The organism is Shewanella litoralis (genome assembly GCF_009828585.1).
GTDB lineage: Bacteria > Pseudomonadota > Gammaproteobacteria > Enterobacterales > Shewanellaceae > Shewanella > Shewanella litoralis.
This window is the reverse complement of record NZ_WSRZ01000022.1, coordinates 50,620-67,291: the sequence shown is the minus strand read 5'-3', so window position 1 is coordinate 67,291 and position 16,672 is coordinate 50,620. Positions and strand designations below refer to the sequence as shown.

Annotated in this window: 14 protein-coding genes and 7 tRNA genes; 14 read left to right on the top strand and 7 right to left on the bottom strand. The window is 42.4% G+C overall.

Annotation, left to right across the window (positions count from 1 at the left end):
* Nucleotides 1-47: 47 nt before the first annotated feature.
* From GQA99_RS16340 to gltX, 3 genes are all read right to left on the bottom strand, one after another.
* Nucleotides 48-123, bottom strand: a tRNA-Glu gene (locus tag GQA99_RS16340).
* A gap of 97 nt (nt 124-220) precedes the next feature.
* A tRNA-Ala gene (locus GQA99_RS16335) sits at nt 221-296 on the bottom strand.
* A gap of 104 nt (nt 297-400) precedes the next feature.
* On the bottom strand, nt 401-1,810 hold the full coding sequence (gltX, locus tag GQA99_RS16330) for a glutamate--tRNA ligase (RefSeq protein WP_160055651.1): 1,410 nt from the start codon (nt 1,808-1,810) through the stop codon (nt 401-403).
* Nucleotides 1,811-2,195: 385 nt separating this feature from the next.
* Between gltX and GQA99_RS16325 the strand changes: the two genes are divergently transcribed.
* From GQA99_RS16325 to GQA99_RS16305, 5 genes are all read left to right on the top strand, one after another.
* Nucleotides 2,196-2,271 (top strand) — tRNA-Val (locus GQA99_RS16325).
* Nucleotides 2,272-2,313: 42 nt separating this feature from the next.
* Nucleotides 2,314-2,389, top strand: a tRNA-Val gene (locus GQA99_RS16320).
* A gap of 32 nt (nt 2,390-2,421) precedes the next feature.
* Nucleotides 2,422-2,497: transfer RNA gene (locus tag GQA99_RS16315), tRNA-Val, on the top strand.
* 43 nt (nt 2,498-2,540) lie between these two features.
* Nucleotides 2,541-2,616, top strand: a tRNA-Val gene (locus GQA99_RS16310).
* Nucleotides 2,617-2,648: 32 nt separating this feature from the next.
* Nucleotides 2,649-2,724: transfer RNA gene (locus GQA99_RS16305), tRNA-Val, on the top strand.
* Between the two features lie 206 nt (nt 2,725-2,930).
* Here GQA99_RS16305 and GQA99_RS16300 read toward each other — a convergent pair.
* Complete coding sequence (locus tag GQA99_RS16300; protein WP_160055649.1) at nt 2,931-4,760, bottom strand: ABC transporter ATP-binding protein; 1,830 nt, start codon at nt 4,758-4,760, stop codon at nt 2,931-2,933.
* A 252-nt stretch (nt 4,761-5,012) separates the two neighbouring features.
* Here GQA99_RS16300 and GQA99_RS16295 point away from each other — a divergent pair, with 252 nt between their 5' ends.
* From GQA99_RS16295 to sstT, 6 genes are all read left to right on the top strand, one after another.
* Nucleotides 5,013-6,545, top strand: coding sequence for an AlkA N-terminal domain-containing protein (locus tag GQA99_RS16295; protein ID WP_160055648.1), 1,533 nt, complete (start codon nt 5,013-5,015; stop codon nt 6,543-6,545).
* A 1-nt stretch (nt 6,546) separates the two neighbouring features.
* A complete protein-coding gene (locus tag GQA99_RS16290; protein ID WP_170293563.1) occupies nt 6,547-7,086 on the top strand; it encodes a methylated-DNA--[protein]-cysteine S-methyltransferase in 540 nt (179 codons plus the stop codon).
* A 77-nt stretch (nt 7,087-7,163) separates the two neighbouring features.
* Nucleotides 7,164-8,450 (top strand): DEAD/DEAH box helicase, encoded by a 1,287-nt coding sequence (locus tag GQA99_RS16285; RefSeq protein WP_160055646.1) that lies wholly within the window; start codon nt 7,164-7,166, stop codon nt 8,448-8,450.
* An 11-nt stretch (nt 8,451-8,461) separates the two neighbouring features.
* Complete coding sequence (locus GQA99_RS16280; RefSeq protein WP_160055644.1) at nt 8,462-8,941, top strand: protein-tyrosine phosphatase family protein; 480 nt, start codon at nt 8,462-8,464, stop codon at nt 8,939-8,941.
* Between the two features lie 236 nt (nt 8,942-9,177).
* Nucleotides 9,178-10,080 carry a chemotaxis protein gene (locus GQA99_RS16275; protein ID WP_189386245.1) on the top strand — a complete coding sequence of 301 codons (903 nt, stop codon included), beginning with the start codon at nt 9,178-9,180 and terminating at the stop codon, nt 10,078-10,080.
* Between the two features lie 447 nt (nt 10,081-10,527).
* Nucleotides 10,528-11,760 (top strand): serine/threonine transporter SstT, encoded by a 1,233-nt coding sequence (gene sstT / locus GQA99_RS16270; protein ID WP_160055642.1) that lies wholly within the window; start codon nt 10,528-10,530, stop codon nt 11,758-11,760.
* A 76-nt stretch (nt 11,761-11,836) separates the two neighbouring features.
* Here the strand turns inward: sstT and GQA99_RS16265 are convergent, their stop codons facing one another.
* The 3 genes from GQA99_RS16265 to GQA99_RS16255 form a co-directional block, all read right to left on the bottom strand.
* Nucleotides 11,837-12,490, bottom strand: a complete 654-nt coding sequence (locus GQA99_RS16265) for an RluA family pseudouridine synthase (RefSeq protein WP_160055640.1) — start codon at nt 12,488-12,490, stop codon at nt 11,837-11,839.
* Nucleotides 12,491-12,665: 175 nt separating this feature from the next.
* Nucleotides 12,666-13,265: a protein disulfide oxidoreductase gene (locus GQA99_RS16260; RefSeq protein WP_160055638.1), complete on the bottom strand. Its 600-nt coding sequence runs from the start codon at nt 13,263-13,265 to the stop codon at nt 12,666-12,668.
* A 19-nt stretch (nt 13,266-13,284) separates the two neighbouring features.
* Nucleotides 13,285-13,881: an acyl carrier protein phosphodiesterase gene (locus GQA99_RS16255; RefSeq protein ID WP_160055636.1), complete on the bottom strand. Its 597-nt coding sequence runs from the start codon at nt 13,879-13,881 to the stop codon at nt 13,285-13,287.
* Nucleotides 13,882-14,085: 204 nt separating this feature from the next.
* Here GQA99_RS16255 and GQA99_RS16250 point away from each other — a divergent pair, with 204 nt between their 5' ends.
* From GQA99_RS16250 to tgt, 3 genes are all read left to right on the top strand, one after another.
* Nucleotides 14,086-14,274, top strand: a complete 189-nt coding sequence (locus GQA99_RS16250; protein ID WP_160055634.1) for a hypothetical protein — start codon at nt 14,086-14,088, stop codon at nt 14,272-14,274.
* A 68-nt stretch (nt 14,275-14,342) separates the two neighbouring features.
* On the top strand, nt 14,343-15,383 hold the full coding sequence (gene queA / locus GQA99_RS16245) for a tRNA preQ1(34) S-adenosylmethionine ribosyltransferase-isomerase QueA (protein WP_160055632.1): 1,041 nt from the start codon (nt 14,343-14,345) through the stop codon (nt 15,381-15,383).
* Nucleotides 15,384-15,536: 153 nt separating this feature from the next.
* Complete coding sequence (tgt, locus tag GQA99_RS16240) at nt 15,537-16,661, top strand: tRNA guanosine(34) transglycosylase Tgt (RefSeq protein ID WP_160055630.1); 1,125 nt, start codon at nt 15,537-15,539, stop codon at nt 16,659-16,661.
* Nucleotides 16,662-16,672 lie beyond the last annotated feature (11 nt).

The following is a 16,672-nucleotide window of genomic DNA, read 5'->3' as shown; positions in this document are numbered from 1 at the left end:
TTTCTAAAACAATAATAGTTTCGAATTATGTTCAACCATCTTAAATATGGTATCCCATAGGGGATTCGAACCCCTGTTACCGCCGTGAAAGGGCGGTGTCCTAGGCCTCTAGACGAATGGGACACTTTTGATACGTTATACTCTGTATCGAGTGAATACTCACTAATGTCTGTAGGCTAAACATTGGTGCTAATTATCTACTTAAAGACTATTAAGTAAGTGGTGGAGCTACACGGGATCGAACCGTGGACCTCTTCACTGCCAGCGAAGCGCTCTCCCAGCTGAGCTATAACCCCGACTTACTTAATGCTTTTGGATATGCTACTAGAAAAAATCTAACATCATGTCTCAACTGCGAGGCGCATTCTATGCAGCATACCCAAAAGTGTCAACTCGTTTTTTAGGAATTTATTCTATCTGCTACAAATTCAATCGCTTTGGATATTCTTTGTGCAGATCTTTCTTTTCCGATTAAGAACAAGGTTAAATCTAACGCTGGAGACTGGCCAGCACCTGTAACGGCGACGCGTAAAGGCATACCGACTTTACCCATACCCACATCAAGTTCAGTCGCTGTCGCTTCAATTACCTGATGAATGCCTTCAACACTCCAGTCATTCAGCGCTGCTAATTTTTGATTAAATAACGTCAATGGCTCAAGTGCAACGCCACGTAAATGCTTTTTAGCTTGAGCTTCATCAAAATCAGCAAAATCTTCATAGAAGTAACGGCTTGAAGCGGCTAATTCTTTTAGTGTTTTTGCTCGTTCAGATAATGCGGTAACAATTTCAGTTAACGCTGGACCATTACTAGTATCAATTTTCTGATCTTCCATATGCCATTGCAAATGTGATGCGACATAAACAGGGTCGAGAGACTTGATATAATGTTGGTTTAACCAAATGAGCTTATCAGTATTAAAAGCTGAAGCAGCTTTATTTATATCATCTAACTTAAACAGCGTTTTCAACTCTTCCATTGAAAATATTTCTTGATCGCCATGAGACCAACCTAAGCGAACAAGATAGTTTAATAGTGCTTCTGGTAGATACCCATCATCACGGTATTGCATAACGCCCACAGCACCATGACGTTTAGATAGCTTGGCGCCATCATCACCTAGAATCATCGACACATGTGCATATTCAGGGATCGGTGCGCCTAATGCTTTAAGGATATTGATTTGGCGTGGCGTATTATTGATATGATCTTCACCGCGTACAACGCAGGTAATACCCATATCCCAGTCATCTACTACAACACAGAAATTATAAGTCGGTACGCCATCGGTACGCTTAATGATTAAATCATCAAGCATATCGTTAGAAATTTCGATTCGACCACGAACGTGATCATCAAATATAACACTGCCTTCAATTGGGTTTTTAAAGCGAATGACAAAAGGTTCGTCAGTGTCACGAGGTGCAAGGTTACGACAACAACCGTCGTATTTCTGTTGCAAACCTTGCGCAGCCTGATCTTCACGCATGCTCTCAATGCGTTCACGCGAGCAATAGCATTTGTATGCAGTGCCGGTATCTAGCATTTGCTCGATAATTTCGTTGTAACGATCAAAACGTTTAGTTTGGTAATAAGGGCCTTCATCCCATGTTAGTCCTAACCAGTTCATACCATCAAGAATGGCATCACATGCTTCTTGAGTTGAACGTTCAATGTCAGTGTCTTCAATACGAAGCACGAATTCACCATTGTTAGCACGTGCGTGCAACCATGAATAAAGTGCAGTACGAGCACCACCTACATGAAGAAAGCCTGTTGGACTTGGAGCAAAACGCGTCTTAGTAGTCATAATCGGACACTAACCTATTTATAAACGTCTAAATAAAGACAAACAAAAAAATGTGCTGCTATTCTAACAGTCAAATTCAGTAGTTGAAATGGTGAGGGGGGCAAACCTGAGGTAGTTTTTAAATTTACTTAATCTATAGTGAAAAGAATAGGCTTGAATGCTTGACGAAAGCAATCCATTTTAGCCATTGAATACATAGTTTGTTATTGCTGTTTATAAGAGCGATTAATCAATTCAAGTTTGATTATGAATATAAATAATCTATAACAATCTATTGATTAACAAAGCATCAAAGCGAACAATTTTAGGCCGACTGACATTTTTTTATTTAAAAAGCGTTGACAGGTTTTACTTGCCCCCTATAATACGGCCCCACACAGCATGAGGTCGCTTAGCTCAGCTGGGAGAGCACCTCCCTTACAAGGAGGGGGTCACTGGTTCGAGCCCAGTAGCGACCACCATATCTTCATTGATGAAGATATTCTTATGTTGATTACATCCCAGGTCGCTTAGCTCAGCTGGGAGAGCACCTCCCTTACAAGGAGGGGGTCACTGGTTCGAGCCCAGTAGCGACCACCATGTAATCTGATAAAATGATGTGTAAAGTCCCAGGTCGCTTAGCTCAGCTGGGAGAGCACCTCCCTTACAAGGAGGGGGTCACTGGTTCGAGCCCAGTAGCGACCACCATTTCTCTAAAAGAATGTGTTGGACTTACTTGTAAAATACCCCAGGTCGCTTAGCTCAGCTGGGAGAGCACCTCCCTTACAAGGAGGGGGTCACTGGTTCGAGCCCAGTAGCGACCACCATATTTTACATGCTTTATAGATTGATATTCCCAGGTCGCTTAGCTCAGCTGGGAGAGCACCTCCCTTACAAGGAGGGGGTCACTGGTTCGAGCCCAGTAGCGACCACCATATTCTTCGTTATGCCCTCAAATTTAGTCAATATCCTTCCATATTTAAGAAACTCATATCTCATTTTAGTAATTAAATCTTATTTAGATTATTCTAATCCGATTGTTACAATTCAATTGTACTGATAATTTCCTTCATATTTTGGCCGTAAAAAAGCCACTCAAATAGAATGGCTTCCTGGTGTTACAACGCTGAAAGTTATGATATTAATCTAACCCTAAGAACCCACCAGTTTGATGTGACCAGAGTTGTGAATATATCCCATTGGCTTTAATCAATTCTTGATGAGTGCCTTGCTCTACAATTTTGCCTTGATCTAATACAATAAGACGATCCATAGCCGCAATGGTAGATAGTCGATGCGCAATCGCAATCACGGTTTTACCTTCCATTAGCTCGTACAAAGACTCTTGAATTGCCGCCTCTACCTCAGAATCGAGTGCCGACGTAGCCTCATCGAGTAACAATATCGGCGCGTTTTTAAGCAATACTCTGGCAATTGCGATGCGTTGACGTTGACCACCAGAGAGCTTAACACCGCGCTCACCGACTTGTGCATCTAAGCCTTTATTGCCAAAAGGATCGGTTAGCGTATCGATAAAATCAAATGCCTGCGCTTGCGTAATTGCGGCCATCAATTTTTCTTCGCTAGCGTGTGGATCGCCATAAAGAATATTTTCGCGGATAGATCTATGCAGTAATGACGTGTCTTGAGTGACCATACCGATATTAGCGCGCAATGAGTCTTGAGTGACATCGGTCAGGGGTTGATTATCAATAAGAATTTGGCCCTGTTCAACATCATGAAAACGCATTAGTAAATTGACTAATGTCGACTTGCCTGCGCCTGAACGACCCACTAAACCGACTTTTTCGCCAGGCTTAATGTGCAGGTTTAATGAATCAATAACACCTTTTTTCTCACCGTAATGAAAACTTACCTGGTTAAAATCAATTTGACCGTGGCTAACCACAATGTCCTTTGCATTCGGTTTATCTTCAATAGCAATGGGCTTTGACAAGGTATTCATCCCGTCGGTAACCGTACCAATATTTTCAAAGAGTGAGCTAATTTCCCACATGATCCATTGAGACATGCCATTTAAACGCAGCGCTAAACTCACAGCAATAGCAATAGCGCCTACCGTAATGGCGCTGTCTGCCCATAGCCAAATTGAAACAGCAGTGATAGTGAATGCCAATAAATAATTGATGATTTGAACTAACACGTTAATCACTGTGACTAAACGCATTTGGCCATAAACCGTGTTTAAAAAGATGCTCATACTGTCGCGCGCATAATCCGCTTCTTGCTTGGTATGAGAAAACAATTTTACGGTTGAGATATTGGTGTAACTGTCAACAATACGCCCCGTCATTGTTGAACGGGCATCAGCTTGCTCAGTGGCTACGGCTTTTAGTTTAGGTACTAATTTCCATTGAATAGCAACATAGGCGGCTAACCAAATCAACATAGGCAATACTAGGCGTATATCGGCGCTGGCAATCATCACGAGCATCGAGGTGAAATAAATTAAAATGTACATCAGCACATCTAATAATTTCATGACTGTTTCGCGCACAGCTAGCGAGGTTTGCATCACTTTAGTGGCTACGCGGCCAGCAAAATCGTCCTGATAAAACGAAATACTCTGCTTAAGTAAATACCGGTGTGCCTGCCAGCGAATGGCCATTGGGTAGTTGCCGAGCAACGTTTGATAGACAATAGATGCATGCAACCAGACTAAAAAAGGGATAACAACTAATACAATAATTGACATACCAATTAAGGTTATATGTTCATCTTGCCATAATGTTTGTGGGTTCTTAGTGACTAACCAATCAACTAATTTCCCCATAAAACCAAATAACGACACCTCAAGAATGGCCAACATTGCCGTGAGCACCGACATTAAAATTAATGGCCAGCCAAACCCACGCGTATAGTGACGACAAAAAGCATATAAGGTATTAGGTGGTTGAGTGGGTTCTTCTGGCGGTAAGGGTTGAGTTAACGACTCAAAAAATTTAAACATCTGATACTCTAACATCCATAATAAAATCTCTGCTGCATAGGATAACGTAAAAAAACGAAATGTAATGAGTTTAATTGTTACCATTCACTTACTCATGAAGCCAAATGAATTGAGTTCCGTTTCCCGCTAGTGATTGCAATTGATATTCAGTAAAGTGACAGTCTTAACACATATTAATAATACGTTTATACCTAGATGATTGTTCAGTTTGGATTACGTTATTTATCATCATTTGTGAACTAAGGACCCATAATGCCACATGAAGAAGTCCAAACGGATTGCACAATTGCGCCTCAAGTGTGCCAGCAAGCCAGGTTGAGTCGTGATGCCCGTTTTGATGGTCAGTTCTTTACTGGTGTGCTAACCACGGGGATTTATTGTCGTTCAATTTGTCCGGCACCGCCCCCGCATGAGAAAAATGTCCGCTACTATAATACCGCGATACAAGCGGCAAATGCAGGCCTAAGGCCTTGTTTGCGTTGTCGCCCTGATAGTGCACCACACTCAAATGCATGGCGTGGCACAGAGACTACATTAAACCGAGCTATTAAATTAATTGAGCAGGGTTTTCTCAGTGGTGATCATGCAGGTTCTGTTACAGAACTTGCGGAAAAACTCGGTATTACAAGTCGATATTTGAGCCAATTATTCAATAAACGTTTAGGTACATCGCCTAAACGTTTTGCCTTGTATCAACAGTTAATGTTTGCCAAGCAATTATTGCATCAAACAACACTGTCGATGACAGATATCGCCATGGCTGCTGGATTTAACAGTATTCGTCGTTTCAATGAAGTGTTTAAACAGCAACTATCGTTAACCCCTTCAGACTTACGCCAACAAAGCCATTCTGCAAGTTTGGTTGACTGTGTAACGAAAAATCAATATTTGTCTGCAAAATCCATTCAACTCACACTCGCGTATCGGCCGCCACTTAATTGGGCGAAAATGCATCGGTTTTACGCATTTCGTCAGGTGGTTGACATGGAAGCCGTTAGTGATGATGGTGGATATTGCAGAAGTTTTTGTTTCGATGGGATCCGCGGGGTGTTTGCAGTTATACCGCATTCCCATAAACCTCTGCTCGAGGTAAATATAGATTTACTCCATGCCCATGACATTAAGCATCTGTATGCGATAGTGTTAAAACTTCGAGCAATGTTTGACCTAGATGCTGATATGCAGGTGATCGAGCAAGCATTAGCGCCGATTATAGCCTTAGGAGCAACTGTGGATACAGGATTACGGATCCCTGGCACAGGTAACGGCTTTGAAGCAGCATGTCGGGCGGTTTTAGGGCAACAAGTCAGTGTGGTGCAAGCGACTAAGTTGCTCAATACGTTAGTGCAGCATTATGGTGACGAACTCAACATAAACGGCAAAACGTGGCGACTATTTCCTACACCCCAAGCGATAGCACAAGCCTCACTCGATGAATTAAAAATGCCTGGTGCACGTAAACTTGCATTGAATGCTTTGGGTCAATACGTTGACGACTATCCAGACTCCACTCCACAAGATTGGCTAATGGTTAAGGGCATTGGCCCATGGACGGTGGCTTATGCTCAAATGCGAGGTTTAAGTGATCCCGATGTATTTTTAGCCACAGATTTAGTGATAAAAAATCGCCTCTATGCGTTGCATCAACTTGCTAATAAACCTATTGAATCACCCAAAATGTATGCCCAAATAGCCGAAGGAATTAGCCAGCGTGCCAGCCCTTGGGGCAGTTATTTAACTTTTCAGTTATGGAATGAAGACCCGCTGAACCCAACAAAAGAGTAAAATGATGCCAATAATTGCTCCCCCAATAATACACGCTATGGTTTCGAGCCCAGTGGGTTTGCTTTCGCTCAAAGCATCCGAGCATGGTTTAACCCATTTGCAAGTTGATGATTTAGCAAAAATTTGCCTAGATGTAATGATTCAATCATCGACAACGTTAATCAGTCATCACGAAGATGACACCTTAATTGTCGAAGCAAAGCGACATATCGAGCTGACAACCCAGCAGTTAGCAGAGTATTTTTCCGGCACAAGGCAGCAGTTTAGTGTCACGCTAGCTCCTAAAGGAACTGAGTTTCAACAACAGGTGTGGCAAGCGTTAAGTGCACTTGCTTTTGGTGAAAGCTGCAGTTACAGCGATATTGCCAATACCATAGGTCGGCCCAAAGCGGTTAGGGCGGTTGGGGCGGCTAATGGTGCTAATCCCATTGCTATCATTGTCCCGTGCCACCGAGTGATAGGTAAAGGGGGGAAACTAACGGGTTATGCTTATGGCCTGGGCATGAAGCAATGGTTACTGGATTTAGAGGCGAGCGAATAAATCGTAATTTATCTGACTGATACGCCAAAGTGCGGTAAAATGTCCGATTGTTACCCATAGTTGAGCACATCAGATCCATGACACAAGCTTCATTAGCTACCACCTTTGCAGAATTTGGCCTAAACACTCCGTTGTTGGCTCGATTAGCAGAGCTTCAATATCTTCAGCCTACGCCTATCCAAGCCCATACAATACCTAGTATTTTAGCGGGTAAAGATTTATTAGCCGGCGCGAATACTGGCTCAGGTAAAACTGCAGCGTTTGCATTACCGATATTGCAGCAGTTAATGAAACGCACAAATACTCATGCCGCTAAAGGAAACTTTGTCAGTGCTTTGGTATTAGTGCCTACGCGTGAATTGGCAAAGCAGGTTGCCGACAGTTTTAAATCTTATGCCGTGCACTTAAATGGCGACATTAAAGTGGTTGCCGCGTTTGGTGGCGTGTCGGTAAATACTCAAATGCTCGCCTTACGAGGCGGTGCAGATGTTGTTGTGGCAACACCCGGTAGATTATTAGATTTAGTGTCATCCAATGCGATTAAGTTATCTGCGGTTACCACTTTAGTGCTTGATGAAGCCGACAGAATGCTCAGCTTAGGCTTTACTGAAGAGTTGTCACAACTTATTGCTTTACTGCCTAAGAAAAAGCAAACCCTGTTGTTTTCGGCGACATTTCCTGAAGAAGTACGCCAGTTAACCCAAGCGTTATTGGTTGAACCTTTAGAAGTACAGTTACAAAGCGCTGAAGCAAGTACGCTTGTACAACGTGTTATGACGGTTAACCGCGAGAAGAAAACCGCTTTGCTTGCGCATTTACTGCTAGAGCATCAGTGGCGCCAGGTATTAATTTTTGTCAGTGCTAAAAATAGCTGTAACCATTTAGCGCAAAAGCTGGCTAAACGTGGCATAAGCGCTGAGGTGTTTCACGGTGACAAAGCACAAGGTGCACGTAGTCGAGTACTCGAAAGCTTTAAAGCTGGAGAGATACAGGTGTTGATTGCGACCGACATTGCTGCACGTGGTTTGGACATCGAAAAACTGCCAGTTGTAATTAATTTTGACTTACCACGCAGTCCAGCAGATTATATGCACCGCATTGGTCGAAGTGGTCGTGCGGGAGAGGTCGGTTTAGCGTTGACCTTGTTATCTCATGATGAGTATCATCACTTCTCAGTCATTGAGAAAAAGAATAAGATTCGTCTTGAACGTGAACAAGTTAGCGGTTTTGAAGCTGACGAATATATGCCTGATGTGGTTTTAGAGCAACCGAAGCCCGTTGCAAAACCTGAAGGAACCGGTAAGAAAAAACGCAAAAAGTCACCCCCAATTAATGTTGATATTTGGGCGAAAAAACCAGATTAGTAGTAGGTAATATGAAACATATTTTTTGGTTAGTTGATGGTCAAATCGCAGGTCGCAGTGGTCCAAATAAAGATGCATGGGACTTAGCAGAGTTAAAGCAAGCCGGATTTGGCGCGATAGCATCATTAAATAATGGTGAAGGTTGTGACACTGCAGCCATGGCACAATTAGGTTTAAAACATAAAGTCTTTAATTTACCAGACAACATTCCACCTAAACCGCAAGACTTGGCTGTCTGTGCTGAAATTTTGCCGCAAGTATTGGCTTTTATTCGTCAATGTGAAGCTGAACAGTTGCCAGTATTATTACATTGCCGCTCAGGTATTAACCGCACTGAAATGGTGATGGCATATTATATGATGGAAAATGGTGCCGCCCCTGTACATGCAGTAAGCCAGGTGCGCAATGCCAGTGGTTTAGCATTTGATGCAGATGGCTGGGATCAATTTGTTTATGATGTGCTTTATGAGTTGCAGTCGCCATCAAATTAACCCGTCGTTCTGTTTGTTAAGGTGCTTGCAAACAGATTGAACACAGTTAACACCGAGAGTAAGGGAAACATCAAGATAGATCGTTAAGATTTATCTCAATGTTTCCCTTTATTTTTTGTGGAAATCGTTATCACTGTGAATTTTTTTGTATTGTGATCCGTATGTGTTAAAGGCACGCTAAACTTTGGCGATAAATGCTATAGTGAAAAAGACAAACGTGTGAACAAGGGGAAACGATGAGTCCAAAAATGAGCAAAGCGAATCAATCGCAAGGGTTATTGCTTTTTAGGTTGAACCAGACCCAACAATTTGCACTTGGGACCCTCAAAATTCGTGAGCTTGTTCCGTATACGCCGTTAACCAAAATCCCTCATTCTCATCCCGCTATTATGGGGGCTGCGACAATCCGCGGTATGACCATTCCTGTGATTGATATGGCCGCGGGTATTGGCTTTAAACCTGTGACAGAGCAAGAGCGTCAAGACTGTTACATCATCATTACCGATTGCCAACGCATGGTGATTGGCTTTTTGGTTCGTGCAATCGATAAAATCATTGAATGTAACTGGCGCAACATTGAGGCACCTTCAAATAACTTAGGTAAAAATGCCTTTTTAACTGGAGTGACTCGCTTTGATGACAAGCTCGTGCAGCTTCTTGATGTAGAGTTATTATTATCAAAAATATTCCCTGATGATCCCATCACTAATCGCGCTATTTTGACCGATGTTCAGCGTGAGAAACTCAAACCGCTGCGTATATTATTAGTTGATGACTCGAAAGTGGCGCGAAAGCAGTTATCAGATGCATTAGATTCAATCAATATTGCCTATCAAGTGACATCAGATGGCCACGAAGCATTACAAATGATGTTACAAGCTGCAAAAGAGCGGGCGCCAATCGATTTACTTGTGAGTGACATTGAAATGCCTGGTTTAGATGGTTATGAACTTGCATTCGAAGTTAAAAATAACCCCGATATAGCCAGTGCTTATATTATTTTACATACCTCATTATCGAGCGAAATCAGCGTTAGCCAGGCTAAACAAGTTGGAGCGAATGAAGCATTAACTAAGTTTGATGCCAAAGAGTTGATTGAAGCTATGCTACGCGGTGCCCAAACAAAGCAGATTGTTTGATAAACAGTAAAAACATCAATATTTTCTGTAGCATTGGGTTTGTAATATGTTTAACAACTTAATTGCATTTTATATAGAACAGATAATTTTTTGTTTATTTAACCGCCAACGATTGAATTTTTTTACTCATTTGTCCACAACACTAGACTTCTTATGTTCCATCCTGATATATAGCTACAAGGCTTTTTTGTGCATCGCACTTAGTGATTGCCTAGCGTTATGCAGTAATGTCATTGCTGAAAACAGCATATTGAGCTTGTGTTGAGTTACATAGTTAACAAGGATGCCAACAACATAAGTGTTTTCAGCGTTTATTGGTTAAGTAATACATTAATTTATATGATGACGACAGTTGTTTTATAACGTATTACAGTGTTAATCAAGGCATGACGCTAGAACATCGCTAACGAATAAAAAGCCATTAATATAATAATCATAGGTTAAACAATGAATCAAAAAACATCACTACTAGCTAGAATCGCTAGTGGTAGCTTAGTGCTACAAATTATTGGCGGGATCATCTTGGGTGTGATTTTAGCCACTGTTTCAACAACCGGTGCGCACAGTGTGGCATTTTTAGGGGCGCTATTTGTCGGCGCGCTAAAAGCCATTGCCCCCGTGCTGGTATTTGTGTTGGTGGCATCATCGATTGCGAATCAAAAGAAAAACAGCCATACCAACATGCGTCCTATTATCGGCTTATACCTTTTGGGTACATTTGCAGCGGCATTGACGGCGGTTATTTTCAGCTTCGCGTTTCCAACAACCCTATTGTTGGCAACTGGTATTGAGGGGTCTAATCCACCTCAAGGCATTACCGAAGTACTAAATACGTTACTGTTTAAAGTTGTCGATAATCCAGTCAACGCCCTATTAACTGGTAATTACATCGGTATTTTGGTCTGGGGAGCAGGCTTAGGGATTACCATGCATCATGCTAGCGACAGCACGAAACAAATGTTGGCAGATTTAAGCGATGCAGTCTCTAATATCGTTCGTTTTGTTATCCGCTTAGCCCCAATCGGTATTTTTGGTTTAGTCGCGGCAACATTTGCAGAGACCGGCTTCGAAGCGCTTGCAGGTTATGCCCAACTACTTGCGGTATTAGTCGGCGCAATGCTGTTCATTGCTTTAGTGGTAAACCCGATTATTGTGTATGTGAAAATTAAACGAAATCCATATCCGCTGGTACTTAAATGCCTACGCGAAAGTGGTGTAACAGCATTTTTTACCCGCTCAAGTGCGGCCAATATTCCGGTAAACATGGCGTTGTGTGAACAGCTTAAGTTACACAAAGACACTTACTCTGTATCTATCCCATTAGGCGCGACCATCAACATGGGCGGCGCGGCGATTACCATTACTGTGTTAACACTTGCTGCAGCGCACACCCTGAATATCCCAATCGACTTTATGACAGCACTGTTACTCAGTGTGGTTGCTTCAGTATCAGCTTGTGGCGCTTCTGGTGTGGCGGGAGGTTCATTATTATTAATCCCATTAGCTTGTAGTCTCTTCGGCATATCTAACGATGTGGCAATGCAGGTTGTAGCTGTTGGATTTATTATTGGTGTGATTCAAGACTCTGCAGAAACCGCATTAAACAGCTCTACTGACGTTATCTTTACGGCAGCAGCTTGTGAAGCTGCTGAAGCAAAAGAGGCGGCTCAAACAAGTTAAATTGTTATACGCTAAAAATGCCGGCTCATAGATGACTATGATGCCGGCATTTTTGTATTCGAATTTTATCAGAGCATCAGAATGGATGTTGACTGAAAAAGGTCATTTCAACTTGAGTGTACGGATGCGTAATGGTTAATGATTGCGCATGTAAATTTAGACGTTTACTGGCTTGTATGGTTGCGGTATCGCCATAAAACTCATCACCTAATATCGGGTGACCCAGCGCGAGCATATGTACTCTTAATTGGTGGGTGCGGCCTGTATGTGGTTTGAGTTCAATTAGCGTTGAATGGTTACGGCGTTCTAGCACACTAAAATAAGTCAGCGCTGCTTTACCTGACTCGGTTAACATCTGAAAGGGTGGCGAGTCTGGGTTTGGCCCTAATGCAAAGTTCACTTTACCTTGTTGTTCCAATACTTGGCCAAATACTTCGGCAATGTACACCTTTTTGGCCTGACGGTTCTGAAACTGAATTTTTAAGTGAGATTCAGCTTTTTTGGTACGAGCAAAAATTAAAATTCCAGAAGTATCACAATCTAATCGATGGATTAAAATTGCTTCAGGGTAACGTTGCTGTAAGCGCGTTATCGCGGTGTCATGGGTGTCTGGTGAGCGCCCAGGATTTGATAATAATCCAGAAGGTTTATTGATCACAATAATATCACGGTCTTTATAACGGATGTCCAACCACGGGATTGACGGTGGTCGATAAGTAAAGATGTGCATGATGGAATTGTCTCTTTAATTAACTGGGGTTATGCCTGAAGGTAACGCGCGCATGTTAACAAAATTTATCCAGCAACGAAAATAAGATAACTGCAACTTGGGACGTTAGGTAGGGTAGCTACGCAAAAACGACAACATACGGCATACTTGTTCGGCGATTATTATCTCAGCTTAACTACAGGCTGGCTAGCCATAAGCGCAATGACATTCCCCAACTGCTGGTGACTCCAGATGTGACAAAGCGGATTTGATTGTTACTGTCGACAATAAAAATGGCAGGTAGGGCCGTTGCTCCCCATTGTTGGCTATGGTCATTAGTGGTTTGATTGATGACCGCAAATTGGTAATCATTATGCTGCATAAATGCATTGATTTCGGCATTTGAGCCAGAGGCAATCGCCACTGAAATAACGTCATAATCTTGCTCTTTTGCCACGCTATTAACCATAGGAGAGGTGACTTTGCACACTGGGCACCATGTTCCCCAAAAGTATACCAAGCTTGCTTTGTTGGTCTGCTGAGCCGGATTAAAAAATGAGACCCTATCGTCGAAAGCGTCACGATTGAGTAACGCACTGCGGGTTACGTTATGATTAATCACGATATCATTGAGAGGCGGTGCAGTACCGGTTTGCATGTCACGTTGAAGGTAACTGGCAATGGCAAACAACAGTACCGCGAACAGTGCACTGTCGCGTAAGGTCAATAGCCAAAAACGCGGTGAACGCACGTTATGAGCAACAGTCTTTATTGCACGGGTTATCCAAATTGGCATATTGGGAGCTTACTTCACTTTAGGGTAAATATTGGCTTGGGGTTTTACGGCTGTATATTTTGCTGTAAGCCATTAACTGTGGGTAGAAGGTTCGAAAGGCTATTTCAATTTCGACATAAAGTTTATCCACATCTCGTATCGCATGGTCAAATAGTTCCGGCTTTGACAATCTCTGGCTCACTCCTTTTATCGCTTGATTTAACCCTTGTTTCGTCTGGTAGCTGCTCAACCAATCTTGCTGAATAATTTTAGGTGCAATTGCTTGTAAACTTGCCGGTAATTCAGCAGTGGTATTGAGTTCTTGATAGGCTTTTTGGCAAAAAACATCGAGGTTTTGATGATGATATTCTTCCCAATAAAACGCTAGGTAGTGGTCAAACGCTAAATCGATTAATACCGGTGCGACTCGGCGAGATGTTTTAGGAAATTGTTTCAATAAATCGATAATAATTTCATGGCTATCAGTGACGAGGTCGATTTGACGATGTAACCAAATACCTTGCTGTAGATGTTGAGGGTGATCTTCAACCTTGCCTTTGGCGAAATCACCGCACAAATTAGCCACTAGATGGGTATCGCTAATATCAGCTAAATGTAAGTGTGCTAAAAAGTTCATATTTTGTGCTTCTAATTTTATTATTTTACAGTATGATACAAGCCGTTTGTAACAAAGCATTACAATATTGACAAGCTGTTTGGTTCAATCATAACGTTTTATGCACAAATGTCATGGAGTATTGTGTGCTGTATTTTTACTGTGGTTACAAATTACAATTAATACACTGATTATCATAATTAAGGCTTTACTTAGGGATCATGGATGATGAAAGACTGGCTTAAAAAAATATTTGGCAGACCAACAGCGGCTAAAACCAACAAAGTGCAGATTGATATGCGCTATGAAGTCCATTCTTTTAAGTCTGATGAAACAACAGCATCGTTGACGACTGTCACGACAGAACCCGGCAATCAAGATGACATCACATCCCCAAAAAAGTCGACAAAGTAATCAGTAAACTTGATCTTAACTTGCGCTCGCCATAGACTAGCGGCCGTTTTTACTGTTGAGATATCACTATGCGTGTTGCTGACTTTTCTTTTGACCTTCCAGATGAGCTTATTGCTCGTTATCCGACTGCACAACGCAATGCGTCGCGTCTACTCACCCTTAACGGTATAGACGGGCTGCTAGCTGATAAGCAATTTACTGATTTACTTGAGCTAATTAATCCCGGTGATTTAATGGTGTTTAATAACACCCGAGTGATCCCCGCGCGCTTATTTGGCCAAAAAGCCACTGGTGGTAAGCTTGAAATCTTAGTTGAACGTATGCTTGATGATAAGCGCATTTTAGCCCATGTTCGCAGTTCAAAATCGCCAAAAGTGGATGCGTTAATCAATTTAGACGCTGGTTATCAAATGAAGATGCTGGCGCGTCATGATGCTTTATTTGAGCTTGAACTACTCAGTGACAACACAATTTTAGAGGTGTTAGAACAAGTCGGCCATATGCCACTGCCGCCATACATTGACCGTCCGGACGAGGACGCAGATAAAGAGCGTTATCAAACCGTTTATAACCAAACCCCGGGTGCCGTAGCAGCGCCTACCGCTGGGTTACATTTTGATGATGCCATGCTAGCGGCTTTAAAAGACAAGGGCGTAAATATTGCTTTTGTTACTTTGCATGTCGGCGCAGGTACATTTCAACCCGTACGTGTTGATAATGTGCTCGAACATAAAATGCATTCTGAGTGGGCCAATGTTCCGCAAGATGTCATTGATCTCATTGCGCAAACTAAGGCGAATGGTCACCGAGTGGTCGCTGTTGGCACTACGTCAGTACGTTCACTAGAAAGTGCTGCTCGCGCTTGTGGTGATGGGCCTCTTGAAACTTTTAGCGGCGATACCGATATTTTCATCTACCCGGGTTATCAGTTTAAGATTGTTGATGCCATGGTGACTAACTTCCACTTACCCGAGTCAACGTTAATCATGTTACTCAGTGCGTTTGCTGGTTACGATGAGGTCATGGCTGCGTATCAACATGCTATAGCGCAAAAATATCGCTTTTTTAGCTATGGCGATGCCATGTTTGTGACGAAAAAAGCCCCCTAATAGCCGAAATTGATTTACAATAGCCGCCAATAAACGCCCGCAAACAGTGGGCGTTTTGATGTTTTAATGTGTTCTTAACCTTGAAGCATTAAAATTTGCCCTTATTACTATAGAAACTAAACAAGTCAGACTGTTTATCTGGCAAGGTGATTTATGAAATTTGAATTAGATACAACAGATGGTCGTGCGCGCCGCGGACGTTTAATATTTGACCGTGGCACAGTAGAAACGCCAGCATTTATGCCTGTAGGTACTTACGGTACCGTGAAAGGGATGACGCCAGAAGAAGTGCGTGCCACTGGTGCAGACATCTTATTGGGTAATACTTTCCATTTATGGTTACGCCCAGGCGAAGAAATCATGCGCAAACATGGTGACTTGCATGATTTTATGAACTGGCAACGTCCAATATTGACTGACTCGGGTGGATTTCAGGTGTTTAGCTTAGGCGACATTCGTAAAATCACCGAAGAAGGCGTGCATTTTCGTTCACCAATTAATGGTGAGAAAATCTTTTTAGATCCAGAAAAGTCAATGCAGATCCAGGATTCACTGGGTTCTGATGTTGTGATGATTTTTGACGAATGTACACCATACCCAGCAACACATGACGAAGCGCGTAAATCAATGCAGATGTCATTACGTTGGGCAAAACGTTCGCGTGATGAGTTTGATCGCTTAGAAAATCCAAACTCACTATTTGGCATTATTCAGGGCGGTGTTTACGAAGACTTGCGCGATGAAAGTGTTAAAGGGTTATTAGACATTGGCTTTGATGGTTATGCTGTTGGTGGCCTAGCTGTCGGTGAGCCTAAAGAAGATATGCACCGCATTTTAGAACATGTTTGTCCGCAAATTCCTGCTGATAAACCACGTTATTTAATGGGTGTGGGTAAACCTGAAGATTTAGTTGAAGGTGTGCGTCGTGGTGTTGATATGTTCGACTGTGTCATGCCAACGCGTAACGCTCGTAACGGCCATTTATTTACCAGTGAAGGGGTCATTAAAATCCGTAATGCGCGTCATCGTGATGACACCGCACCGCTTGATGCTAAATGTGATTGTTATACCTGTAAAAACTATTCACGCGCTTATTTATACCATTTAGATCGTTGTAATGAGATTCTAGGTGCGCGTTTAAACACCATTCACAACCTGCGTTACTACCAAATGTTAATGGAAGGTTTGCGCGGCGCAATCCAGACAGGTACATTAGACGCCTTTGTGAAGGAGTTCTATACCAGTCTTGGTCGTGAAGTACCTGAGTTAATCGATTAATTTTAGCTAAT

Excerpts from the sequence above, each read along its gene's own strand:
- gltX (WP_160055651.1), bottom strand. The coding sequence starts at position 1,810 with ATGACTACTAAGACGCGTTTTGCTCCAAGTCCAACAGGCTTTCTTCAT.
- GQA99_RS16300 (WP_160055649.1), bottom strand. The coding sequence starts at position 4,760 with ATGTTTAAATTTTTTGAGTCGTTAACTCAACCCTTACCGCCAGAAGAA.
- GQA99_RS16295 (WP_160055648.1), top strand. The coding sequence starts at position 5,013 with ATGCCACATGAAGAAGTCCAAACGGATTGCACAATTGCGCCTCAAGTG.
- GQA99_RS16290 (WP_170293563.1), top strand. The coding sequence starts at position 6,547 with ATGATGCCAATAATTGCTCCCCCAATAATACACGCTATGGTTTCGAGC.
- GQA99_RS16285 (WP_160055646.1), top strand. The coding sequence starts at position 7,164 with ATGACACAAGCTTCATTAGCTACCACCTTTGCAGAATTTGGCCTAAAC.
- GQA99_RS16280 (WP_160055644.1), top strand. The coding sequence starts at position 8,462 with ATGAAACATATTTTTTGGTTAGTTGATGGTCAAATCGCAGGTCGCAGT.
- GQA99_RS16275 (WP_189386245.1), top strand. The coding sequence starts at position 9,178 with ATGAGTCCAAAAATGAGCAAAGCGAATCAATCGCAAGGGTTATTGCTT.
- sstT (WP_160055642.1), top strand. The coding sequence starts at position 10,528 with ATGAATCAAAAAACATCACTACTAGCTAGAATCGCTAGTGGTAGCTTA.
- GQA99_RS16265 (WP_160055640.1), bottom strand. The coding sequence starts at position 12,490 with ATGCACATCTTTACTTATCGACCACCGTCAATCCCGTGGTTGGACATC.
- GQA99_RS16260 (WP_160055638.1), bottom strand. The coding sequence starts at position 13,265 with ATGCCAATTTGGATAACCCGTGCAATAAAGACTGTTGCTCATAACGTG.
- GQA99_RS16255 (WP_160055636.1), bottom strand. The coding sequence starts at position 13,881 with ATGAACTTTTTAGCACACTTACATTTAGCTGATATTAGCGATACCCAT.
- GQA99_RS16250 (WP_160055634.1), top strand. The coding sequence starts at position 14,086 with ATGATGAAAGACTGGCTTAAAAAAATATTTGGCAGACCAACAGCGGCT.
- queA (WP_160055632.1), top strand. The coding sequence starts at position 14,343 with ATGCGTGTTGCTGACTTTTCTTTTGACCTTCCAGATGAGCTTATTGCT.
- tgt (WP_160055630.1), top strand. The coding sequence starts at position 15,537 with ATGAAATTTGAATTAGATACAACAGATGGTCGTGCGCGCCGCGGACGT.